This is a genomic window from Acinetobacter sp. CFCC 10889 (assembly GCF_003268395.1).
Lineage (GTDB): Bacteria > Pseudomonadota > Gammaproteobacteria > Pseudomonadales > Moraxellaceae > Acinetobacter.
The window spans coordinates 1-21,686 of sequence record NZ_LQXQ01000055.1; the positions used below are offsets into that span (position 1 = coordinate 1).

Sequence of the window (21,686 nt, forward strand, 5' to 3'; positions counted from 1 at the left end):
AGCGTATTAAACAGTCTAATGCTTTTGCCGTCAAGTCTTGAATGAAGAAATTCGTTCAATAGCCTATTTTTACAGCAATATGACCATTTTTATTTTGCAACAATAAAAAAGCAGCCGAAATGACTGCTTTACCAAGATAAAATCAAATTTTATCAATATGCGCCAGACAACGGTGAATGGCACCACAGCCCGGTTCAAATTTCTTGACGCCCTTTTCTTCTTCAAGGCGGCATGCTTCTTCGACTAAACGTTCTGCAACACCGCGCCCACGATTTGCAGGATGTACCACAATATTTTCTAAAGTTTTGCTTTCACCTTGACCTGTACACCAAATCGCACCAATAATTTTGGTATTAAATTCTGCGACGTAAAGTAGGGTATACTGAGCTAAGTTTTGCTCAAGTTGTTCAATGGCATCTTTACCATCGGAAAATTCTGGACTGGTATCGTAGAGGCGCTCAAGTTGATTACGAACTTCTTCATTTTCAAGTGAAGTTTTAGCATGTACGGTTATAGGCATTGATTAACCCTCCTGAGCAATCTAATATGCTGTCACTTTCGTCACAGCGAAAATCTTTACATCAAACTTTTAATTTTTGACGTTTTTTGAGGAACGTGTCTATGGCACAACGTATCAGTGAAGTGGTAAGAAACACCAACGAAACCAAAATTCGAGTTCGAGTGAATCTTGATGGTACAGGTCAAGGCACGCTCAATACAGGTGTTCCATTTTTAGACCATATGATTGATCAAATCAAGCGTCACGGTCTATTTGACATTGATATTCACTGTGATGGTGACTTAGAAATTGACGATCATCACACAGTAGAAGACTGCGGGATCACTTTAGGACAAGCTTTTGCACAAGCTTTAGGTGATAAAAAAGGCTTAAAACGCTATGGTCATTTCTATGCACCACTTGATGAATCTTTAAGCCGTGTCGTGGTGGATTTGTCAGGTCGTCCGGGATTATTTATGGATATTCCATTTACCCGTGCCATGATTGGTCGTTTTGACGTAGATTTATTCTCAGAATTTTTCCAAGGCTTTGTTAATCATGCACTCATGACCTTACACATTGACAATTTAAAAGGTAAAAACAGCCACCACCAAATTGAAAGTGTGTTTAAAGCATTTGCACGTGCGCTTCGTATGGCATGCGAAATCGACCCTCGTGCTGAGAATACTGTTGCATCTACCAAAGGAACTTTGTAATGACCCGTATTGCCCTTCTTGACTATGGCATGGGAAATCTTCACTCAGCAGCCAAAGCACTAGAACATGTTGGTGCAACGGTTGATGTGACCAATGATCCAAAGCTGATTGCTCAAGCAGATAAAATCGTATTTCCAGGCGTGGGTGCTATGCGTGACTGTATGCAAGGCATGCGTGAAGCTGGCATTGATGAAGTCATTCGCAATGCGGCATTCAACAAACCTGTACTTGCGATCTGTGTAGGTATGCAAGCTTTGCTTGAATCTTCGGAAGAAAATGGTGGTACGGAAGCACTGGGAATTTTTGAAGGTTCAGTAAAGCATTTTCCTGAAATCGAAAATTTAAAAGTACCGCATATGGGTTGGAATCAAGTTCATCAAGCTGATCCAAGCCATCCAATGTGGAAAGACATTGATCAAGATGCTCGTTTTTATTTCGTTCATAGCTATTATGTAGAACCGAAAGATACAAACTTAGTGGCAGCAACTTGTGATTATGGCTTAGAGTTCTGTACGGCGATCCATAAAGAAAACTTATTTGCAACGCAGTTCCACCCTGAGAAAAGTCATACAGCAGGTTTACAATTGCTGAAAAACTTTGTGGAATGGGATATTTAAAGTCTTACCGGTTTAAACTGAGCCAATGCTGTTTGGCTCAGTTTAAATGACTGTTCCATCTAAAAATTAAAATCTTAATTTGATTTATTTTATTTTTTGTTTACTATTCAATCAAATTTAAAACAAAATATGCGTTTAAATTTTAATAAATAGATTTTCTTTCCATCTCAATTGAGTAAATAAAATGAATAATAATATTCAATCTAGCGACTCTGGTCTGAGCGCAAACGGACGCTTTGGGCGTTTATCCTATCTTGCTTGGAATATGTTACTTGGTTTCTTTGTGATGTTGTGTGGTGTCCTCGCCGCATTCATCGTACCCAGTATGATGACAAGCCTTTCATCTGGTACAAGTCCATCTCTTGGTTTGTTTGTACCAATAATCTTAATTTATATCATCTTGATTTATTGTACTTATATCTTTGCTATACGCCGTTTGCATGATCTCAATAAAACAGGTTGGCTGTCTTTAGTCTTATTAATTCCATTAATCGGACTGTTTTTTTGGATTTATATTTCCTGTGCCAAAGGAGATGAGGGCTATAACAATTATGGAGCACCTCGTCTAACACGTGGTTGGGAAAAGGTTTTGGGTTGGATTTATTTGATTATGATCCCACTAAGCCTTATTCTCATGCTTGCTGTTGGTCTTCCTGCTTATCAAAGTTATGTCAAAAATGCAGAAGCGATGCAAATGCAAATCGAACAAATGCAAATGGAGCAAGCTTCTGAATATTCAGAATAATTAAAGCAAGTTTTCCATTTCCTTTAGCACAATACAAGATCAAGCCAATACACTTGGCTTGATTTTTTAATTTATATATTCACAAACTAGTGTCTTGATTTTAATCATTCTTCTGCAACACATATTTTCTCATTTTATTCTTATAATAGGTCAAAACATGTCACAAGATACCCAACAACCTCCTATTCTCAGTTTAAAAGGACGTTTCAATCGCTTAACTTTTTTAGGCTGGAATTGCCTACTTTTAATCGCAAATCTATTGATTGGGCTTATTTTTATCAGTTTTATGCCCAATACCATTGAAGCAATATTCAAAAATCCAAATTCTTTGGTAGTCCAAGCCGTATTTATCCTACCAAATATTGTATTTTTTGCATTTACTATTTTATTTAGTATCAAACGTTTACATGATTTTAATTTCACAGGTTGGATGTCACTTTTACTTCTAATACCCTTTGTAAATTTTTTCTTTGTGATCTTTCTTATTTTCATTCCAGGAAGTACAACTTACAATAACTATGGTGAACCACGAGACACTCAAACGTGGGAATCCATTTTAGCTGCAATTTTAATTTTATTATTCATCATTATACTTCTCGCTTTTGGTGGTGCTATTTTAAGCCTACTCACTTTATCTTCATAAATCATGTTAAATAGACATGATAAGCCCTTAATTTGGGCTTATTTTTGCTGATCATTTTGTGTGACAAATCCACCATCAATCGGTTCTACACTGATTTTTATTTCTGCCTTTAAGTTCAAAGCGGCATAACGGTCTTTGATTTCACCCATCAACTGTTCCATCGTAACTTGGCTTAAATCCACCTCAGATGCCACATACGCTTTATTAACGAGATCCGCTTGATCTTGTTGATTTTGCTGTTTAGTTTCGCTATTCCAACGCTCCGTCATGCCCACCAATCGTGCCAATTCAATTAAGCTTTGTGCACTCGATGGCGTTGAGTTTTGCAGCCATTTACTCATCGTACCCTTAGAAGTTTCCAATACACTGACAATGTCACTGGCTTTAATATTTTTATCCTGAATCAATTGTTTTAAGCGTTTTGCGCCTTCTATTAAAAGATCATCATCTTTTTCAGCCATTGTTTTTCTCCAAATCATTCACCTGACAAAGCTATCACCTTTTCATCAAGTTTGTTATAACAATACGATGATTTTTTAATGTGCTGAATGTGTGTGGAACAACCTACTTCTGCTTTACCAAGTAAAGAATACATCCAAAGCTTGCCCCGTTTCCAAAACTTGGCTTCTGAAAAAATATTGGTGATCAATACATTACAACAATGCCAAAGCATAGAAGCTGAACTGAAAATCGCCACAATTTTGGGTTTTGACAGTGAATCTAAACCCACATTTAACAAAGGTGAGGTACAAACAGGTCCACACTTAATCCAACTGGCAACGTTTGAAAAAGCCTACTTATTTCAGGTTTCGGATGAGATTTTAAATTTTTTAAAACCCATTTTTGAAAATAAAGATCAAATCAAAGTCGGTTTTGGACTTAAAAATGATGCGCATTTATTTCGTAAAAAAGGCATTGAACTCAACAGCGTGATTGAACTCTCCAAATGTTTTGGCAGTTTTGGACTGAATAATCCTGTAGGGATTAAAAATGCCATGGCTTTGTTATTTAAAGTCAATTTTCCTAAAAGCAAAAGTATCAGCACCTCCAATTGGGCACGAAAAAACTTAACCATTCCACAGATCGAATATGCCGCAGCAGATGCTTACGCCCCTGTACTGATTTTTGAAGAATTGCTGCGTTTGGGCTTATTGCCGAAAACCATTCCCAATACTTCGCTGAAATTAAGAATTCGCCCGAATAAAAGCTAAAAGTATCACTTAGAAAATGATCAAGTTTTTGCTAAGATGAGCCACAATAAATTTTGATGAGATTGGGCAAGGAGCGAAAGCATGCTGATCATCCCTGCAATTGACCTGAAAGATGGTAAATGTGTTCGTTTAAAACAAGGTCGTATGGAAGACGATACCGTATTTTCTGACGATCCTGTGGCAACTGCACAACATTGGGTAAATGAAGGCGCTCGTCGTTTGCATTTGGTTGATTTAAATGGTGCTTTCGCAGGTACGCCAATCCATAAGCCTGTGGTTGAAGCGATTGCCAAAGCACAACCTGATTTGCCAATTCAAATCGGTGGCGGTATTCGTTCGCTTGAAACCATTGAACATTATTTGGATGCGGGTGTGTCTTTTGTCATCATTGGTACAAAAGCGGTGCAAAATCCTGAGTTTGTTGAAGAAGCATGTCAGAAATTTGCAGGTCATATCATTGTTGGAATTGATGCCATGAATGGCATGGTGGCAACAGATGGTTGGGCAAATGTCACTGATGTTAAAGCGACTGATTTGGCAAAACGTTTTGCTGATGCAGGCGTGTCAAGCATCGTGTATACCGACATCGCACGTGATGGCATGATGCAAGGCGTCAACGTTGAACAAACGGTTAATCTTGCAACTTATTCAGGTCTGCCTGTGATTGCATCAGGTGGCGTGACCAATCTGGACGATGTGCGTAACTTAAAAGGTCAAGCTGGTATTTTAGGTGCGATTACAGGTCGTGCGATTTATGAAGGTACATTAAGTCTTCGTGAAGCACAATTGTATTTGGATGAGCAAGCTTTGTAATGGTTTATTGGCATTACACATGATAAAAAAGAGGTCGTCATGACCTCTTTTTTGCACGATTAAGCTGCCTTTTTACCCATTTCTTTCAATGCTTTATCCACTTGTTTGAAAATCGGTTTTTGTAACTGACGAGAATATTTTGTACCAATAGTCCATTTTTTTTGCATATCTGCACGGATTTGCTGTGCCAAATCAGCTTGATTGGTTTGAATCGCCCAAAGTACATATTCAGCCAAATATTCAATATCCTGTGAACGTGTCGCAATCAAAAATTCTTGTTTTGCTTCGTCTTCTTGTTTCAACTGATGAAAACTCAAAGCACGTAATAAAGCAATCTTTTCGACATTGTGCTTTGGATCAAGTGTTCTGATTTTGCTGGTGAGCTCAAGTGATTGTTCCACTTTAAAATCCTGCAAATAGGCTGTTGCCAACTGCTCCAAAAATACACAGTCATTTTCAACCAATGCATTATATTTCTGTTTTAAAATTACAATGGCTTGATCGGGTTGATCCATACTGATCAGATATTCTGCATAGCGAACTGCATTTTCAACACTTGGAATATTTTCATAGCGTTCCTTTGCTTTATTCAGCTCACGATTCGGCTGTAAAATATGGATCGCCTTTTTACCCATCGCATTAGCTTGGTACGGCATACGTGATTGTGGTAAATAAACAGCAATGAAATACACGACACTCCCTAAAAATGGAAAAATAAATAAAATCCATAACCACAAAAAAGGTTGCCCACTACGTAGTGCATGAATCGCAAAAAACACTGCGATCAGAACATGTATTCCGATCCCAAAAATAGAAAAATATTGAAAATACCAAGCAAATGCTTCCATTTATACCTCAATTTATTTTTTTAATACGTCATATTATGTGTGTGAGATTATACTTGTTTTTTGAGACTTCCATTACTCTTTTCAATGTAAAGTTAATCTAATGATGAAAAGTAGCATGTTAAACTATTAGCTTATTCAGTTCTTCACTGTGTTATGTTTAATCCAATCCTCTCCCATAAAGCCCCACAAATTGCCCTGATTCTAATCACTATCATTTGGGGTGGCAGTTTTATTACTGTGCAATATGGCTTAAATTTCAGTAGCCCGATTCTGTTTGTCGCTTTGCGTTTTGCTGCGGCTGCGATCGCAGTCACCGCCTTATCATGGAAATATTTAAAGGATTTCAACCGCAAGGAAGTTTTTGCAGGCTTTTGTATAGGCTTGGTCATCGCCCTTGGTTATGGCTTACAAACCATTGGTTTAAAAACCATCAGCAGCAGTGAGTCTGCATTTTTAACTGCGCTTTATGTACCCTTAGTTCCGATTTTAATGTGGTTTATTTTTAAAAAAGTGCCCCATGTGATGACTTGGCTTGGTGTCGTTTTGGCATTTTTTGGTTTGGTATTTTTAACAGGCAATGGCTTTGGTGCGATTCAACTGCATTTTGGACAGATCATTACCCTACTCGGTTCAATTGCCATTGCCTTTGAAATTATTCTCATCAGTCATTTTGCAGGTCAGGTCAATGTGCATCGTGTGACGGTGCTACAACTGATTTTCGCTTCGCTGTTGTGTTTTATCATTGCGCCTTTTGTCGGTGAAACACAACTTCCACAATTTCATTGGCAATTATTAGCGGTGTTGGCTGCTTTGGGTTGCGCAAGTGCAGTGATTCAATTGGTGATGAATTGGGCACAGCGCAGAGTCGATCCATCTCAAGCTGCGATTATTTATGCAGGCGAACCTGTATGGGCAGCTCTGTTTGGTCGTATGGTAGGTGAGCGTTTGTCTGCATTGGCTTTATTCGGTGGTTTATTGGTGGTCATTGGTGTCATCATCAGTGAATGGCGACCCAAGTTTTTGAAAAAATCTAAACAGCAAAATTCACCATCACGATAAATCATTGTAGTGGTTCTTTCTTCTTCAACATCATACAGGGCTGATAATATTCCACTGTTGGCATCGGATCATAAAATGGATGCAATAAGGCTTTCCACTGTTGATACTCAGCCGATTTGCGAAAACCTTCGGTATGATCTTCAAGTTTGTCCCAAAACACCAATAAAATATAACGATGTTCATCCTGAATATTTTTGATCAATTGCACCGCATTTAAACCTGTCATTGGATAAATAAATTCCTTTGCCTGTTGAAATGCAACTTCAAAAGCCTGACTTTGCTCAGGCTTAATCTGTAAATGAACGTGTTCGATAATCATAATCAATGCTCTAATATTTAAATCGGCAAAGCACGGTCATCATTTAAAGCAATAATACCTCGAATCGCCCGATACACGATCCACACCCAAGAGAAAAACAATACAGCGCCACAGAAAATGGTTGCGCCTACTGCCACACCTGCAAAAGCATTGACATTATCCGTGGTAAAAAATAGAAAAATAAACGGTACAAATGCCACAACTGTCCAAATCAAATACCACCAAAAGGTACGAATTTGCCATCTAAAATGACTTTCATACATCGTGCCACGCACATCATTCAATTTGACATAGTTAATAATCAAAGCGATCAGCGCCAAAATCCCTGCTGAAAAAATCCCAATAATATAAAGCACATATAAAATCAAAGTCAGAGATTTACTGTTATTTGTGTCAACATAATTATTCATTGCAATCTCCTCAATACAGGCAGCAGCTCACTTTAAAACTTAAATACATTTAGCGGTGAAATAAGCCATAAAATCAATAAAATATTCAAAAATATAGTACAGAAATATATCTTTCTAAAGGGTTGTTTTTGTGTTTTATGTCGTAAGCGTTGCTGTGCCAACCATGCCGCAGGCCAACCACCCAAAAATGACAAAATATGCAATGTATTTTCAGGCACACGGCGATTGCCCAATTGCGCTGCTTCTTTGTCTTGTGCATAAAACCAATAGCTCATGACATTCATCAGACTGATCAATAATAAGACCATACCATTGAGCAATCCAAATACAGTTAATCCTGCTAAAACAATAATATAAGCAATAGATAAAATCTGCATCGGTTGTAGCTTTTGTGCTGATTTGGATTGATTTTGTGGTGTTGATCTACCACTTTTTTGCGTCTGTGAGGCTTTCAAATAGCTGACTTGTGTCGCTTTATAGCGCCCATTCGCATCGACCTGAACATTATATTCAAGCGCACAACCCAAAATCGGTCGTGGACCTTTTTGTGCAAAGTCTTTGATATGTAAAAATACTCGACCTTTGGCTTCATCATTAGGTTGGATGAATCCATAACCTTTATCATCAAACCATTCGACTAAACGTCCTTGATCACGCATTTTAACTTTCCTGATTTTGGGTGATTGCAACTTGAATATTAATTTAAGCTGTTACAAATTTTAAGCGTTCAATTAACATATTACGCATCTCGGCAGGATTTTTCTGCAAAATATCATCGCCTGTCCGCCCTTCCTCAGCATTCATCTGCGCCACTTGTAAACGCATCATCCAAAAACGCCCTGCCGCCATTGCCAAATACAATTCCAAACACGCTTTTTCATCTGCGGTTAAAGGGCGTACCGTTTCATAAGCATTTAAAAAGGCAATCGCTTTGTCTTCATTCAACGCCACATCAGGATATTCAGTACAAAAATCATTTAAGGTAATCGCAATATCAAACAACAACTCATCACGATTCAACTCATAAAAATCTAAGATTCCTTTGAGCTGATCGCCATCAAATAAAGTATTGTCACGGAACAAATCCGAATGAATAAAACCTTTGGGACGATTTGGATACATCATCGTTAAAGCTTCATACAGTCCCAACAAATTATTCAGCAAGGTTTGATCTGCCATGTCCAAGGTTGGGCGAATCTGACGGGCAACCTGATACCAATAATCATGATCACGCACACTGCTACGGGTCAATTCAAAATCTTGTAATGCCACATGCATTTTCGCTTGGGCAATGGCTATCGCTTCAGCTTGTGCCAAACTCGCAGGCATCGGATGTTTGCCCATCATGCGTGGTGCAATCTGAGCAGGCTTGTCTTTTAAAATTTGAATATATTGCCCATCACATTTTAAAGGAACAGGCACAGGTAGCCCTTGTTCAGCCAAACGCTCCAAAATCGGAATAATTTCCCCTGCCCCTTGCGCATCCATATTTTCAAACAAAGTCAAAACGAACTGCGAACCATCCGCACAGACGATAAAATAATTGGTATTTTGAATACCGCCTTGAATCGGATTCAGCTCAATCACCTCCAATCCATAAGGTGCTGCGAAAGCTTGAACTTCCTGTAAACTCAAAGTGGTATAAACCGACATACAAAACCTGCGAAAAAACTTACATAAGTTTGATAGAATACCCTCTCTCAGGTTTTAGGTGTAGCACCTACACCCTTCAGTTTCATAATCGGCTGTTATTTTTGGAAAAAATTATGCTTGCTAAACGTATTATTCCTTGCCTCGATGTAGATAATGGGCGTGTGGTAAAAGGTGTTCAATTCCTTGATATCCGTGATGCAGGCGATCCTGTCGAAGTAGCGCGCCGTTATAATGAACAAGGTGCAGATGAAATTACCTTCTTAGACATTACAGCCACCTCAAATGGTCGTGATACCACTTATCGTACTGTAGAGCGTATGGCTGAAAGCGTATTCGTCCCATTAACTGTGGGTGGCGGTGTACGTAAAGTTGAAGATATTCGCTTATTACTTAATGCAGGCGCAGATAAAGTCAGCATCAACTCAGCAGCCGTATTTAATCCTGAATTTGTTCAAGAAGCTTCACAACGCTTTGGTGCGCAATGTATCGTGGTCGCAATTGATGCGAAAAAAACAGGTGAAAATAAGTGGGAAATTTTCACCCACGGCGGTCGTAAACCAACAGGCATTGATGCGATTGAATGGGCTGTGAAAATGGCTGACTTCGGTGCTGGTGAATTACTTGTGACTTCTATGGATGCCGATGGCACCAAAGCAGGTTATGACATCGGTTTAATGCGTCAAATCAATGACCGTGTGACCATCCCAACGATTGCATCAGGTGGTGTCGGCAATTTACAACATTTAGCAGATGGTATTTTACAAGGTGGTGCGGATGCAGTATTGGCTGCTTCTATTTTCCACTTTGGTCAATATACTATTCCCGAAGCGAAAAAATATTTAGCAGAACAAGGCATTGAAATGCGCCTTTGATCTGTAATCAGTCGCATGATGTCACAAAAGAGTGTTCAATGAATGCTCTTTTTTTATTCTTATGTTGAATAATAACCAATATGTGGATTGCCAGTTTTATTTTTGCTATTGCTTTGCTTTTCATCAATCATCAAACAAATCAGTATTTTAAATGTGCTCATAGTTTGCCCTATGCATTGTGTTCTTTTCTCATCAATGGGCTTTTAGTCACAATATTTATCTATTTTTTAATACAACACAATGCAAATTATTATGAAAGAGCATTGAACTCACCACAACAAGTCAAACAATGCGGACACTTTATACAACAACATTCTCAAGAGCGTTCCCCGTCATCGAGAGGCAGCAGTTACCCAATGATTAGCTATGAATTTCAAAATGATCATCAAGAAAAATTTATATTTTCTGATTCGATACTATTATGTAAAAATAATCCTTTAATTGCTCAACTTCAACCCAAGCAAAAAGTTTGCTTTAGTTATTCACCTAGATTTACCGATGATGACAATCATCCTTTGCTGACTCAATTAGAAAATAATGAATCACATTAAATACATCAATATTACTATGCACATTAAAACTGAGATCACCGCATGAATGAACTGTATTATTTTCTTCTGATTTTCGGCATAGTTTTACTTTTTAGCATCCTACAGCTTTTAAAAAGATATATAAAAAATCCTTTAATCATCTTTGTCACTTTTCCATTTATAGGCTTGCTGTTCTTTGCTTATGTGACTTTTTCAGAATACAAACTTAAACAATATTACCAAGATGCATTTAAAAGTCCTGAGCAAATTAAATACTGTGGTTATTTCACCCAATATGTCGAACTTGAATATCAAAGTCGCCACTCGATCCTCAAAGAAACAGCTGTTTTATTTCAATATCGTAGTGATCAAACATTTCTATTTTCCAAAGATACACGTACTTTAGAAAAATTTCCTACAATTGCTAACCTAAAGCCAATGCAAGCGATTTGTTTTCAATTTACCACGCGTTATAAAGATGAACGAAACCGTTATATTTTGACTGATTTCTATATTCAATGAACAAAAAAAAGGAGTCATGAAGACTCCCTATAAACCGAAAAAAGAAACTACAGCGCATAGATTCATCGAAGATCATTCGGTAAGTTAAATTTACGCTGAATTGCATTGACAATATTGACAGTAGAAAACTTTTTTTATGACAATTTGCGACAAAATACTTATTTCCCACTAAAAACCATCTCATTTTTTCATCTTATGACAATTTCACAACCTCATTTTCCACTTTCAGCTGTTTTTGTTGTACCCATTTTACAGGGAAAAATGTCTCTACCGTTTTAGACAACCATTGTGCAGCACTTTGCGGCAATATTACGCCTAAAGGATTTTGCTCTTTCAAATCAGCTGATGACACCACACGTGTACCTAAAATATAGTCAAACCACGGTTTAGTTACACACCAGTTGGCATCCTGATTAGAGTTCATATGATGATCATAATGCCAAGGAATTTTGCGTTTTGCCCATTCAGGCTCTAAGTGTGCACGACGATGAATATAATAATAATTACATGCACTATACAACGATGCAGCCACCATACCTTTTGAAATAGGATAAAAAATTAAACTCGCAGCACCCGCAACCACTGCCAATGAAATGATTTCATTGCGTGTACGCCAATTACTCAACCCCTCCACATAACCATGATCATGAAATGTCGTTTTGCGCACTTCACGATGATGTTCCCAATGTGATTTCATACTGCGTGGTACAGGGCTAAAGCGTGCTTGTCCTGTTCTGTGTGTACCATGCAAAATATATTTATGTGCGACCCATTCGAAACCATTGGCAAATATAATTCCAGCAATAAACCCCTTAATCATGTGAGTTCTCCTCAAATTTTATTCACATACTAGGGCAGTTATTACAAAAGATATTGACCTTTTATATGGCATTATTGACAAATTACGACATATTTTTACTTTTTGTTGTACTTAACACGCCCTCTCTTGTTCAATCCATAAACAAGTTGTATAAAGCAGCCTTATACATATTAAAACCTTTTTTGAAAATAAAAATGATGTTACAGCTTAAAGACTATTCTGGGACAGTTTATGGCGGTTTAGGTCAGCTCCTCTACGTCTATGCTCAGGCAAAAAACTTAGAAATCTCCGAAAAGCTACAAAGTGTCCAAAATCTTGAACGCTTTGAATTTCAAGTTTGGCGTGAACTTTTAGATGAAATTAATGCTCAAGTACATAGCCCTGCTCTGGGTTTAGAGATTGCAGAATATGTGCAGCCAAAACATCTTGGTGTCATCGCTTATATTACCCAGTCCTGTGATACTTTAGGTGAAGCACTAACACGTTATTATGATTTTCATCGTTTAATTTATGATGGTGGCCCATTAAAAGTTGAAATGAAAGGTGATTTTTTTTCTGTACGTTGGGAAGTCCTGCCCGTACAGCTAACCACCCAAATTACTGATGAAATTGCTTTAGCGATCTTAGTAAAGTTTTTAAGAATTTACATTCAGATCGAATATATTCAACTTGAATGCGTTAATTTCATTCATCCTGCAACAAAGCATCTACGTGTTTATCAAGATTTTTTTAATGCCCCTATCAAATTTTCTCAACCTCGGGTCGAGTTATTATTTCCCTTACAGCTTTTATCTGCACCCTGTAAAAACCCTGATTCAACATTACAACAAATCATGCTCCAACAAGCACAAAATTTACTGGAAAATTTACCTAATACCACGCAGATCGATGAACGTCTACAACAAAGTATTTTAACAGGACTACAAAAAAATAATTATCAAATTGAAACAATTGCAGCCAACTTACATATGTCTGTACGTCAGTTACAACGCCATTTGCAACAACAAAATACAACCTATCAGGAACGTGTCCAAGAAATTCGTCAACTACTTGCAGCTCAGTATTTGCAAGACCCTCATTTGAGTTTACATGAAATTGCAATACTTTTGAGCTATTCAGAACAAAGTGCTTTTCAACGTGCATTTAAGCTTTGGTCAGGTTTAACTCCGCATCAATGGCGAAAGCTTCATCTGGAAAAGTAAATAATATACGTATATTTTTATTAAAGTGTGATATAAATCACAGTTTAAATATCTTAATTCAGTTTCAAAAAACAATAGGTAAATGAAATGAATAAATACTTAGCAGAATTTTTGGGAACATTTTGGCTCGTTTTTGGTGGTTGTGGTAGTGCGGTATTGGCTGCAGCCTATCCAGAACTAGGTATCGGATTTGCAGGGGTAGCATTGGCTTTCGGTCTAACAGTCCTCACAGGTGCATATGCTTTTGGTCATATTTCAGGTGGACATTTTAACCCTGCGGTCAGCGTAGGTTTATGTGTTGGTGGGCGTTTTAATGCGAAAGATTTAGTGCCATATATTATTTCTCAAGTCGTTGGTGGTACTTTAGCTGCGTTCATTTTATATATGATTGTACAAGGTCAAGCGGGCTTTACAGGTGTTGGTGGTTTTGCAACAAATGGTTTTGGTGACTTATCACCTGGTAAATATTCAATGGTTTCAGCGTTAATCATTGAGATCGTCTTAACTGCTTTCTTCCTGATTGTCATCATGGGTTCTACTGATAAACGTGCACCTGCGGGCTTTGCACCCATTGCGATTGGTTTGGCATTAACACTAATCCATTTAATCAGTATTCCTGTAACCAATACTTCTGTAAACCCTGCGCGTAGTACAGCCGTTGCTTTCTTTGCTGAAACAGGTGCATTAAGCCAAGTTTGGTTGTTCTGGGTTGCACCAATTGTTGGTGCGATCATTGGTGCGATTATTTATAAAGTTGTTGGTGGTGAAGAACAGAAATAATTTCTCTATTGATACGATCAAACCTGCTTTGTGCAGGTTTTTTCTTTTATACAACTCTGACTTGCTGGAACATCCATTTTTTATTCATTTAGAGACCTATGAAAGTCGTCTGAAATATAACAAATAGACCATATCATTGCATAAGACAACAAAAAAGGCTTGAATCCTTATAGATTCAAGCCTTTCGACACTGCTTTGGTGTGCAGTTCTTTGCAATGTGGCGGTGAAAGAGGGATTCGAACCCTCGAAACGCTATAAACGTTTACACACTTTCCAGGCGTGCTCCTTCAGCCACTCGGACACTTCACCAAGGCGAGCGATAATAACTAAAAAAAACCATTCTGCCAAGTTGAAACAATTGATTTAGAGCAAAAGTTTTTTGGCAGTGATATGATTGCGAAAAAATCGTGTCTACTTTATAGAAGACGTTTTATGCAAAGCACTGCGAAAAAAACGGCATTACCTGCCATCACCCTAGCTGCACTTGGTGTTGTATTTGGGGATATCGGAACCAGCCCCTTATATGCTTTAAGACAATGCTTTTTAACCGCACATCTAGCGATTTCAGAAGCATCAGTGCTAGGAATTTTGTCCCTGATCTTTTGGTGCATGATGCTGACCATCAGTTTCAAATATGTCACCATTATCATGCGTGCAGACAACAACGGTGAAGGTGGGATCATGTCACTACTGGCATTGAACTTACGTTCTAACCGTATTGCAGACAATAAAAAAATCTATCTCATCGCTCTAGGCTTTATCGGTGCCTCACTATTCTTTGGTGATGGCATTATTACCCCTGCCATTTCGGTACTCTCAGCAATTGAGGGTTTAAGTATTGCCACACCTGTATTTAATAAATGGCTTATGCCACTAGCTATCGGGATTTTGACTGGGTTATTTCTTGTACAAAGGCATGGTACTGGTACGATGGGAAAATTTTTTGGTCCAATTACTTTGGCGTGGTTTCTCTCGATTGGTATTATTGGTATTTGGAGCATTAGCCAAACTCCATTTGTTTTAACCATGATGAGTCCACATTGGGCTTTGAATTTTATTTTCCATCAACCTTATGTGGCTTTTTTAACGATGGGTGCTGTGATTCTAACCATGACAGGTGGTGAGGCACTGTATGCTGACATGGGGCATTTTGGGCGTTTACCAATTAAGTTGGCTTGGTTTACAGTTGTCCTTCCTTCTTTACTACTCAATTATGCGGGTCAGGGTGCATTGTTATTACGTGATCCTACTGCGATTGAAAACCCATTTTATTTATTAATTCCTGAATGGGCACTGTACCCAATGATTGGCTTAGCCACTGCAGCGGCGGTGATTGCTTCTCAAGCAGTCATTACAGGGGTATTTTCTATGGTGAATCAAGCCATTCAACTGCGCTATTTACCCCGTTTAACTGTGCACCATACTTCAGATGTAGAACAAGGACAGATTTATTTACCATTTATTAATTGGGTATTATTTATTTCAGTTTTGATTCTGATTTTATTGTTTGAAAATAGTGCCAATCTCGCCAGTGCTTATGGTGTTGCTGTAACCATGACGATGCTGTGTGGCACAATTTTAATTTCTGTATTGGCATATGGACTATGGCGTTGGCCATTGTGGAAAGTTCTACTCTTTGCTGTACCCTTCTTATTGATTGACTTTGTTTTTGTTGCATCAACTTCTTTAAAAATCGTTGCGGGTGGTTGGGTGCCGATTTTGATTGGTGCGATTGTCTATACGATTTTAATGACATGGAAAGATGGGCGTGAAATCGTGTATGGCAAATTAGAAAAAGAAGCTTTGCCGCTAAGCCTCTTTATTAAAAGTGTAAGCCTAAGTAATGAAACGATTTATGTGCCAGGAGAAGCCATTTTCCTCACAGGCAATACCAATATTGTGCCCCATGCGATGTTGCATAATATTAAGCATAATAAAGTCTTACATGAACGTAATATCATGGTTACAGTCATTACTCGTGATGTACCTTATGTGACTAATCAAGAGCGGATTCGGGTTGAGGTGTTAGATGAACGCTTTCAGCAGATATTTGTTTATTATGGTTTTAAAGATCAACCGAATATTCCTGTAGCTTTGGAACAGGCTTATGGTCAACTTAAAATTCCGTATGACATGATGCAGATTTCATTCTTTATTTCCCGTGACCGATTGATTCATACCATTGGTGATGGTATGGCACCGTGGCGTGAAAAATTATTTATTTCGATGCAAAGAAATACCAGTCCAGTGAGTGATTTTTATCAAATTCCTCCAAACCGTGTAGTGGAAATGGGCAGTCAAATTGAAATTTAACTGATTCATCCTGTCATTATTTTCAAGAAAAGCCAAAGTCGATGTACTTTGGCTTTTTTATGTATTTTTGCTATCTAAATTAAAGCTCGAAAATATGATGAATCAAATCAAAAGCTATAAATCACATTTTATTTATCTTATATAAATTAATGCGACATTTTGTGTCGCTAAGACATAGATTCGTTGCAGGTAAACTGCCATAATTTCGAAACTCGTTTCAAATCCAATAACTGCACAGATCAATTTAATTAAGCAATGCATTTAAAAGATCATAAAAATATATCAATACAGTTTCATCATTTGAAAATTGTAGAAGATTTATTCAATTGAAAACTCAGTACATTTCTTTCTCAAAGTTAGCCTGATAAGCTAATTTATACTCAAGTGATGGTCTATGGCTCGTAAAAAACGTCGTAATCGAAGTACTAATTTAGGGAATGATTTGTTGAATAATTCAGTGGTGAAAGTTGTTTTAGGTTTGGTTGCGACAGGTAGTTTTGCAATCGCATTTGGTCAAGAAAAAATAGCCCAATTTATCCCTTTTGTTGGTTCAAATTCATCAACATGTTTACAACAATTTTATCGAGATGAACCACCTTTTTTAGTCAAAGACAGCTTACAAAAAAATAGTTATCCCTTATGTTTTAATGGCTTTAATGTCATGTATTCAGGGGTATCCAAAACACCTTTATGGACAGCTGAATATTTATCACCCGCACGTTTAAGCCAAAAAATTAAACGTGAAGATAGCTTTCATGAAGAAACGCGTGTGAGTCAAAGCCATCGTGCATTATTGTCTGATTATAAAGCTTCAGGTTATGATCGAGGGCATATGTCACCAAATGCCGATATGCCTGATAAAGCCTCACAATATGACAGCTTTTCATTGGCAAATATGGTACCGCAAGCACCAAAAAATAATCAACAAGTTTGGCGTGAGTTAGAAGAAGCGACACGTGCCATCGTGACCAAACAAAAAAATGATGTTTATGTCGTAACTGGACCTGTATTTTCAGGCAAGAAACTAAAAACGATTGGTCAGGGTGTGATTGTACCGACTGCGGTATTTAAAGCGATTTATATTCCTAAACATGGCATTATTGGTGCATATTACGCACCGAATGATAATAGTTTAAAAGTACAAATCGTCAGTGTTTGTGCTTTAGAAGAACAATTGGGCATTAACCTATTTCCGCAATTGACTGAAGAGCAAAAGCGTAATACTTACAAGTTACCTCTGACTGCAACCCAAGTCAAAGCCACCAGTAAAATTGAATATTCACATTGGGATGCAGAAAGCCAATGTGCACCAAATGTATCAAATGATCAGCTCAAAGCTTTACAAAAACAATTCCAGCCTGAAAAGAGTCAAAGTGGTGCAGCACCATCCACTAACACATCACCAAAAGTTGATGAGCAAACCCAAGATGCTTTGGTGAAACAATTGGTTGAGGCATTATTGCAATATTTATTACAAATTTTGAAATAATCTCACTCGCTAAAATGAGAAAAGTGCTTATACTTTTCTCATTAAGTCACACGAAAAATAAGAGAAAAATATGTTTAAAGCTTTTGAAAATGGTACAGAATCTCATTCTATTCATGATTTAACCTTAGAAAATGGCGAAGATCGCATCAATATCTATGGGAATTTACAGATCGCTAAAGATCAAGACGGTTTACAAGCTGCAAAAATTTTACAAACTTATTTCAATGACATCGTTAAAGTATTGGAACAAGAAGCTAATTTACCTGAGAAAATAAGTACGGAAACCGAAGGAGAGGTTGAAAATCCATTTTTATAATAAATAATGTTCACTTTAGCCTAGAGTTTTTCTACCTAAATGGTCACTTCAAATCACAATAAATGCTTTTATTCAGCTTAACGAAAATGACCATTTCAACGAGTTTTGCTGAAAGCATTAAGTCAAATTTTTCAATGTTTTTTGAATAAAACTCAATAAATCTTGAAACAACGAATGCCATTCATCCGATGGTTGTTCAGACAATGAATGCCAAAAAAATTGAAAGGCTAAACCACCATCGTCTAAACAAAAATGTGTCCATCCATCTGGTAAATTTTCATATACATTACATAAAAAGACTGACCAATTCGGACCTGCCTCCTTTGGAATATGTACACCTAAATATTGCTTAATACTCGCTTTCTGAATACCTGATTCTTCAAATAATTCACGTAATGCTGCGACCTCTAATGCTTCATTTTCCTCTACAGTACCTTTAACAATTTGAATACCTGCCAAAGGATGACGGAAAACTAAAATCTGTACATCACCATATTGCTGACGTAAAACAACAGGCACAACTTTGCTAATGGTCATTTTGGAGATTTTCCACTTGATAATACATTAAATTTTTCATTATACCTCTGCAATTTTCCTGTACACATTGTTCTAAAATACATGTATTGCATTAACATCCATTTTTGTAATCCGTTTCGTACAAAATCTGAAGTTTTTGACCACTTTCTCTTTTTTGTCTCTTTGGATATTCTAGATACATAAGGAAGCAGGAAGTTTCCATATAACAAATGCCTATAGGGAACATGGCAAAGACTCATCAGGGATAGATGACGTTTATGGATGAATAATAAAAATTCAGTAATAAATGAAAATATACAAGTAGATACTACAATAAACAGATATTAGAAAAGCCCCGATAGGACATCGGGGCTTTTTCAATGATAAATTTTTTATAAACACATTTAAAATCAATTCAATACTTAATCATAATGTAAGAAATAACGTACATAAATTACAGAAAATATCCTCTGGTGAAGCATTTTAAAATTGCTTATTCTAGTTGTTATAGGGAACAGGAAGTTTCCCAGACATAAAACAACAATAAAGCGTCTGAGCATCAGGAACGTGAGATTCGACAGGAGTCAGATCTAACTCACTAATACGAAAGAAACCCCATCAGGACGATGGGGTTTCTTTTTTTATTACCGAATATCTTAGGATGCTAAACTTTTTAAATATGCCACAACCTCTTTATTTCCAGCCATTTCAGCAAGCTCAAGTACAGTATATTCAGATTTAAAACTAAGATCAGCACCTTTTGCGACTAACAGTTTTACAATGTCTAAATGATCATTCTCTGCCGCAGCATGCAATGCACTATAGCCTTCATCATCTGCAGTATTTACATCAGTACCCTCAGCAAGACATCTTTCGACTTGTTCCAAATCACCTAAAGATGACCAATACACAAGCTCTGGAAGATGCAGCTCTTCATCATCTTCGGGGATTGGGGAAAATGAATTTAATTTCATCATAACAACTCAATGTTCAGAATCTTTATATTATGGATTCATTTCGAGTAAAGCAACGTTCAACTTTTGTTATACATTAAGCAGTGCAGATAAAAGAAAGCCCCCTTACGGAGGCTTTGATTTTCAAAAATCTGAACTTAAGCTTTAGCTGCCGAAGCTTCGCGAATCTCAATTTTATCAGTGTCATTATCATGCATAATCAAAGCAACAGCGATTGCAGTGATTAACACAGGCAGACCGACTGCCATGAAATTAAAATGAGCTGGTAAATTCATACCCAATAAGCCACCGATTAAGATTGGACCTACAATCGCGCCCATACGCCCAATCGCTGACGACCAACCAATCCCTGTCGAACGAATTGCCAACGGATAATACTGTGCTACATAGCTATACAACAACATTTGTGAGCCGATTGATGCAGCACCTGCTAAGAATACTAAAATGTATAACAGGAACTGATTCGATTGGAAGCCCATTAAGCTCATCACAATCGCACCTACAATGCCTAAACACATAAGTACAGGTTTTAAATGGAAACGATCTGCAAGAATACCACCACCCACGATACCAACCACAGCACCCACATTCATCACCATCATGAACATTAAGCTGTTATCCATTGAATAACCTGCTGCCATCATTAACTTCGGCAACCAACTGCTCAATGCATACATGGTTAATAGACATGTGAAGAATGCCAACCAAAATAAAAGCGTATTGGTTGCACGTCCACGACGGAACAAACTCACCACGTTAGCAGCTTCTGGCACTTCAACTTTAGGCAATGTGAATGTGGTATTGTCATTTACTGATAAATTTGGCGCCAAGCGACGTACAATGCTACGCGCTTTATCCTGTTTATTTTCTTTGACAATAAATGCTAAAGATTCAGGTAAAAACTTCCAAATTACAGGCAATAAAAATAATGGAATCCCTGCAATAAAGAACATGATCTGCCAACCAAAACTTGGGGTAAACCATGAACCTAATAATGCAGCCATTACACCACCAACAGCATAACCACTGAACATCGTTGTTACTAAGGTACTACGCATTTTTTGCGGTGCATATTCAGAAGTCAATGCCACCAAATTTGGCATTACCCCACCGATGCCTAAGCCTGCTAAAAAGCGTAAAATTGCAAATTCAGTTGGATTTGAGGCAAAACCACCTGCAAAAGTTAAACCACTGAATAGCACAATACAAATCATGATGACTTTTTTACGACCAATCTTATCCGCCAAAGAGCCGAAGAACATCGCACCAAACATCATCCCTGCGAGCGCAGTACTGGCAAGCATACCCGCTTGCATCGCAGTTAAGCCCCAATCCTGCATTAACAGTGGAAGTACCACACCATTAATTGCTAAATCATAACCATCAAATAAAATAATCAATAAGCACCAAGCCACTACATTGAAGTGAAACGGGGTGAATTTCGCCTTATCGACTACAGAATTAATATCTATGTTTTCCATTGTCATCGTTCTCATCTCCCATGAGTACTTGTCCGATATTTCAATTGAATTTTTAAGTAAAATTCAAGGATAGGAAATATACGCAGATCGAATTCCATGAACAATTAGACAAATGGATAATACAAATTTATAGTGATATAAATATTATAAATATATGTTTTGTAATATTTAATCAATACAACTTCATTCTCAACATACGATTATATTTTTGTTATTGGTAATTTATGTTTAGATATTTTTATCATAATAAATATAAGTTTTTATTGAGCTATTCTAAATAGTTTTATCTTTTCCATTTAATTTTCTTCCATATAAAAAACACCCCCAACAATTAAGTT

Annotated in this window: 26 protein-coding genes and 1 tRNA gene; 15 read left to right on the forward strand and 12 right to left on the reverse strand. The window is 37.4% G+C overall.

From position 1 onward, the window contains the following. Window positions 1-142: 142 nt before the first annotated feature. Entirely contained in the window at window positions 143-520 is a 378-nt protein-coding gene (locus AVJ19_RS16725; RefSeq protein WP_111860774.1) for a GNAT family N-acetyltransferase, read from the reverse strand. Between the two features lie 101 nt (window positions 521-621). Here AVJ19_RS16725 and hisB point away from each other — a divergent pair, with 101 nt between their 5' ends. The 4 genes from hisB (at window position 622) to AVJ19_RS16745 (ending at window position 3,220) form a co-directional block, all read left to right on the forward strand. Beyond that, window positions 622-1,215: an imidazoleglycerol-phosphate dehydratase HisB gene (gene hisB, locus AVJ19_RS16730; RefSeq protein ID WP_111860775.1), complete on the forward strand. Its 594-nt coding sequence runs from the start codon at window positions 622-624 to the stop codon at window positions 1,213-1,215. Further along, window positions 1,215-1,832 (forward strand): imidazole glycerol phosphate synthase subunit HisH, encoded by a 618-nt coding sequence (gene hisH / locus AVJ19_RS16735; RefSeq protein ID WP_111860776.1) that lies wholly within the window; start codon window positions 1,215-1,217, stop codon window positions 1,830-1,832. The genes hisB and hisH overlap by 1 nt, the downstream gene beginning before the upstream one ends. Window positions 1,833-2,016: 184 nt before the next feature. After that, window positions 2,017-2,577: a DUF805 domain-containing protein gene (locus AVJ19_RS16740; protein ID WP_111860777.1), complete on the forward strand. Its 561-nt coding sequence runs from the start codon at window positions 2,017-2,019 to the stop codon at window positions 2,575-2,577. A 157-nt stretch (window positions 2,578-2,734) separates the two neighbouring features. After that, window positions 2,735-3,220, forward strand: a complete 486-nt coding sequence (locus AVJ19_RS16745) for a DUF805 domain-containing protein (protein ID WP_111860778.1) — start codon at window positions 2,735-2,737, stop codon at window positions 3,218-3,220. A gap of 38 nt (window positions 3,221-3,258) precedes the next feature. Here the strand turns inward: AVJ19_RS16745 and AVJ19_RS16750 are convergent, their stop codons facing one another. Further along, window positions 3,259-3,681, reverse strand: coding sequence for a transcriptional regulator (locus AVJ19_RS16750; protein ID WP_111860779.1), 423 nt, complete (start codon window positions 3,679-3,681; stop codon window positions 3,259-3,261). A gap of 87 nt (window positions 3,682-3,768) precedes the next feature. Here AVJ19_RS16750 and AVJ19_RS16755 point away from each other — a divergent pair, with 87 nt between their 5' ends. Further along, window positions 3,769-4,431 carry a 3'-5' exonuclease gene (locus tag AVJ19_RS16755; protein WP_111860780.1) on the forward strand — a complete coding sequence of 221 codons (663 nt, stop codon included), beginning with the start codon at window positions 3,769-3,771 and terminating at the stop codon, window positions 4,429-4,431. Between the two features lie 81 nt (window positions 4,432-4,512). Continuing rightward, entirely contained in the window at window positions 4,513-5,244 is a 732-nt protein-coding gene (hisA, locus tag AVJ19_RS16760; protein WP_111860781.1) for a 1-(5-phosphoribosyl)-5-[(5-phosphoribosylamino)methylideneamino]imidazole-4-carboxamide isomerase, read from the forward strand. A 59-nt stretch (window positions 5,245-5,303) separates the two neighbouring features. On the opposite strand, the gene AVJ19_RS16765 is transcribed toward hisA, so the two are convergent. Further along, on the reverse strand, window positions 5,304-6,092 hold the full coding sequence (locus AVJ19_RS16765) for a hypothetical protein (RefSeq protein ID WP_111860782.1): 789 nt from the start codon (window positions 6,090-6,092) through the stop codon (window positions 5,304-5,306). 153 nt (window positions 6,093-6,245) lie between these two features. Between AVJ19_RS16765 and AVJ19_RS16770 the strand changes: the two genes are divergently transcribed. Further along, complete coding sequence (locus tag AVJ19_RS16770) at window positions 6,246-7,151, forward strand: DMT family transporter (RefSeq protein ID WP_111860783.1); 906 nt, start codon at window positions 6,246-6,248, stop codon at window positions 7,149-7,151. Between the two features lies 1 nt (window position 7,152). On the opposite strand, the gene AVJ19_RS16775 is transcribed toward AVJ19_RS16770, so the two are convergent. Genes AVJ19_RS16775 through AVJ19_RS16790 form a run of 4 tightly spaced genes read right to left on the reverse strand, consistent with a single transcriptional unit; the run spans window position 7,153 to window position 9,533 of the window. After that, the gene (locus AVJ19_RS16775; protein ID WP_111860784.1) at window positions 7,153-7,470 is read right to left on the reverse strand and encodes an antibiotic biosynthesis monooxygenase family protein; all 318 of its coding nucleotides are present in this window, start codon (window positions 7,468-7,470) and stop codon (window positions 7,153-7,155) included. 17 nt (window positions 7,471-7,487) lie between these two features. After that, window positions 7,488-7,880 carry a DUF4870 family protein gene (locus tag AVJ19_RS16780; protein ID WP_111860785.1) on the reverse strand — a complete coding sequence of 131 codons (393 nt, stop codon included), beginning with the start codon at window positions 7,878-7,880 and terminating at the stop codon, window positions 7,488-7,490. A 32-nt stretch (window positions 7,881-7,912) separates the two neighbouring features. After that, complete coding sequence (locus AVJ19_RS16785) at window positions 7,913-8,539, reverse strand: DUF1294 domain-containing protein (protein ID WP_111860786.1); 627 nt, start codon at window positions 8,537-8,539, stop codon at window positions 7,913-7,915. 43 nt (window positions 8,540-8,582) lie between these two features. Then, window positions 8,583-9,533, reverse strand: a complete 951-nt coding sequence (locus AVJ19_RS16790) for a homoserine kinase (protein WP_111860787.1) — start codon at window positions 9,531-9,533, stop codon at window positions 8,583-8,585. Between the two features lie 110 nt (window positions 9,534-9,643). Here AVJ19_RS16790 and hisF point away from each other — a divergent pair, with 110 nt between their 5' ends. The 3 genes from hisF to AVJ19_RS16805 all read left to right on the forward strand — a co-directional run bounded on the left by hisF (window position 9,644) and on the right by AVJ19_RS16805 (window position 11,457). Further along, window positions 9,644-10,405 (forward strand): imidazole glycerol phosphate synthase subunit HisF, encoded by a 762-nt coding sequence (gene hisF / locus AVJ19_RS16795; protein ID WP_213067249.1) that lies wholly within the window; start codon window positions 9,644-9,646, stop codon window positions 10,403-10,405. 80 nt (window positions 10,406-10,485) lie between these two features. After that, window positions 10,486-10,956, forward strand: a complete 471-nt coding sequence (locus AVJ19_RS16800; RefSeq protein WP_111860789.1) for a hypothetical protein — start codon at window positions 10,486-10,488, stop codon at window positions 10,954-10,956. Between the two features lie 42 nt (window positions 10,957-10,998). Beyond that, the gene (locus tag AVJ19_RS16805; protein WP_111860790.1) at window positions 10,999-11,457 is read left to right on the forward strand and encodes a hypothetical protein; all 459 of its coding nucleotides are present in this window, start codon (window positions 10,999-11,001) and stop codon (window positions 11,455-11,457) included. A gap of 193 nt (window positions 11,458-11,650) precedes the next feature. Here AVJ19_RS16805 and AVJ19_RS16810 read toward each other — a convergent pair whose 3' ends face one another. Beyond that, the gene (locus AVJ19_RS16810; protein WP_111860791.1) at window positions 11,651-12,277 is read right to left on the reverse strand and encodes a hypothetical protein; all 627 of its coding nucleotides are present in this window, start codon (window positions 12,275-12,277) and stop codon (window positions 11,651-11,653) included. Between the two features lie 197 nt (window positions 12,278-12,474). Here AVJ19_RS16810 and AVJ19_RS16815 point away from each other — a divergent pair, with 197 nt between their 5' ends. Together AVJ19_RS16815 and aqpZ are read left to right on the forward strand one after the other, a co-directional pair. Continuing rightward, window positions 12,475-13,479, forward strand: coding sequence for an AraC family transcriptional regulator (locus AVJ19_RS16815; protein ID WP_111860799.1), 1,005 nt, complete (start codon window positions 12,475-12,477; stop codon window positions 13,477-13,479). Between the two features lie 87 nt (window positions 13,480-13,566). Beyond that, window positions 13,567-14,259 (forward strand): aquaporin Z, encoded by a 693-nt coding sequence (gene aqpZ, locus AVJ19_RS16820; protein ID WP_111860792.1) that lies wholly within the window; start codon window positions 13,567-13,569, stop codon window positions 14,257-14,259. 218 nt (window positions 14,260-14,477) lie between these two features. Here the strand turns inward: aqpZ and AVJ19_RS16825 are convergent. Further along, window positions 14,478-14,568: transfer RNA gene (locus tag AVJ19_RS16825), tRNA-Ser, on the reverse strand. 123 nt (window positions 14,569-14,691) lie between these two features. Between AVJ19_RS16825 and AVJ19_RS16830 the strand changes: the two genes are divergently transcribed. The 3 genes from AVJ19_RS16830 (at window position 14,692) to AVJ19_RS16840 (ending at window position 18,377) form a co-directional block, all read left to right on the forward strand. After that, window positions 14,692-16,572, forward strand: coding sequence for a potassium transporter Kup (locus AVJ19_RS16830; protein WP_111860793.1), 1,881 nt, complete (start codon window positions 14,692-14,694; stop codon window positions 16,570-16,572). Between the two features lie 394 nt (window positions 16,573-16,966). Continuing rightward, complete coding sequence (locus tag AVJ19_RS16835; RefSeq protein WP_111860794.1) at window positions 16,967-18,061, forward strand: DNA/RNA non-specific endonuclease; 1,095 nt, start codon at window positions 16,967-16,969, stop codon at window positions 18,059-18,061. A 70-nt stretch (window positions 18,062-18,131) separates the two neighbouring features. Beyond that, window positions 18,132-18,377, forward strand: a complete 246-nt coding sequence (locus tag AVJ19_RS16840; protein ID WP_111860795.1) for a hypothetical protein — start codon at window positions 18,132-18,134, stop codon at window positions 18,375-18,377. Between the two features lie 117 nt (window positions 18,378-18,494). Here AVJ19_RS16840 and AVJ19_RS16845 read toward each other — a convergent pair whose 3' ends face one another. The 3 genes from AVJ19_RS16845 to AVJ19_RS16855 all read right to left on the reverse strand — a co-directional run bounded on the left by AVJ19_RS16845 (window position 18,495) and on the right by AVJ19_RS16855 (window position 21,354). Further along, window positions 18,495-18,914, reverse strand: coding sequence for an NUDIX hydrolase (locus AVJ19_RS16845; RefSeq protein ID WP_111860796.1), 420 nt, complete (start codon window positions 18,912-18,914; stop codon window positions 18,495-18,497). A 635-nt stretch (window positions 18,915-19,549) separates the two neighbouring features. Continuing rightward, window positions 19,550-19,867, reverse strand: a complete 318-nt coding sequence (locus AVJ19_RS16850; RefSeq protein WP_111860797.1) for an ankyrin repeat domain-containing protein — start codon at window positions 19,865-19,867, stop codon at window positions 19,550-19,552. A 137-nt stretch (window positions 19,868-20,004) separates the two neighbouring features. Beyond that, on the reverse strand, window positions 20,005-21,354 hold the full coding sequence (locus AVJ19_RS16855) for an MFS transporter (protein WP_111860798.1): 1,350 nt from the start codon (window positions 21,352-21,354) through the stop codon (window positions 20,005-20,007). Window positions 21,355-21,686 lie beyond the last annotated feature (332 nt).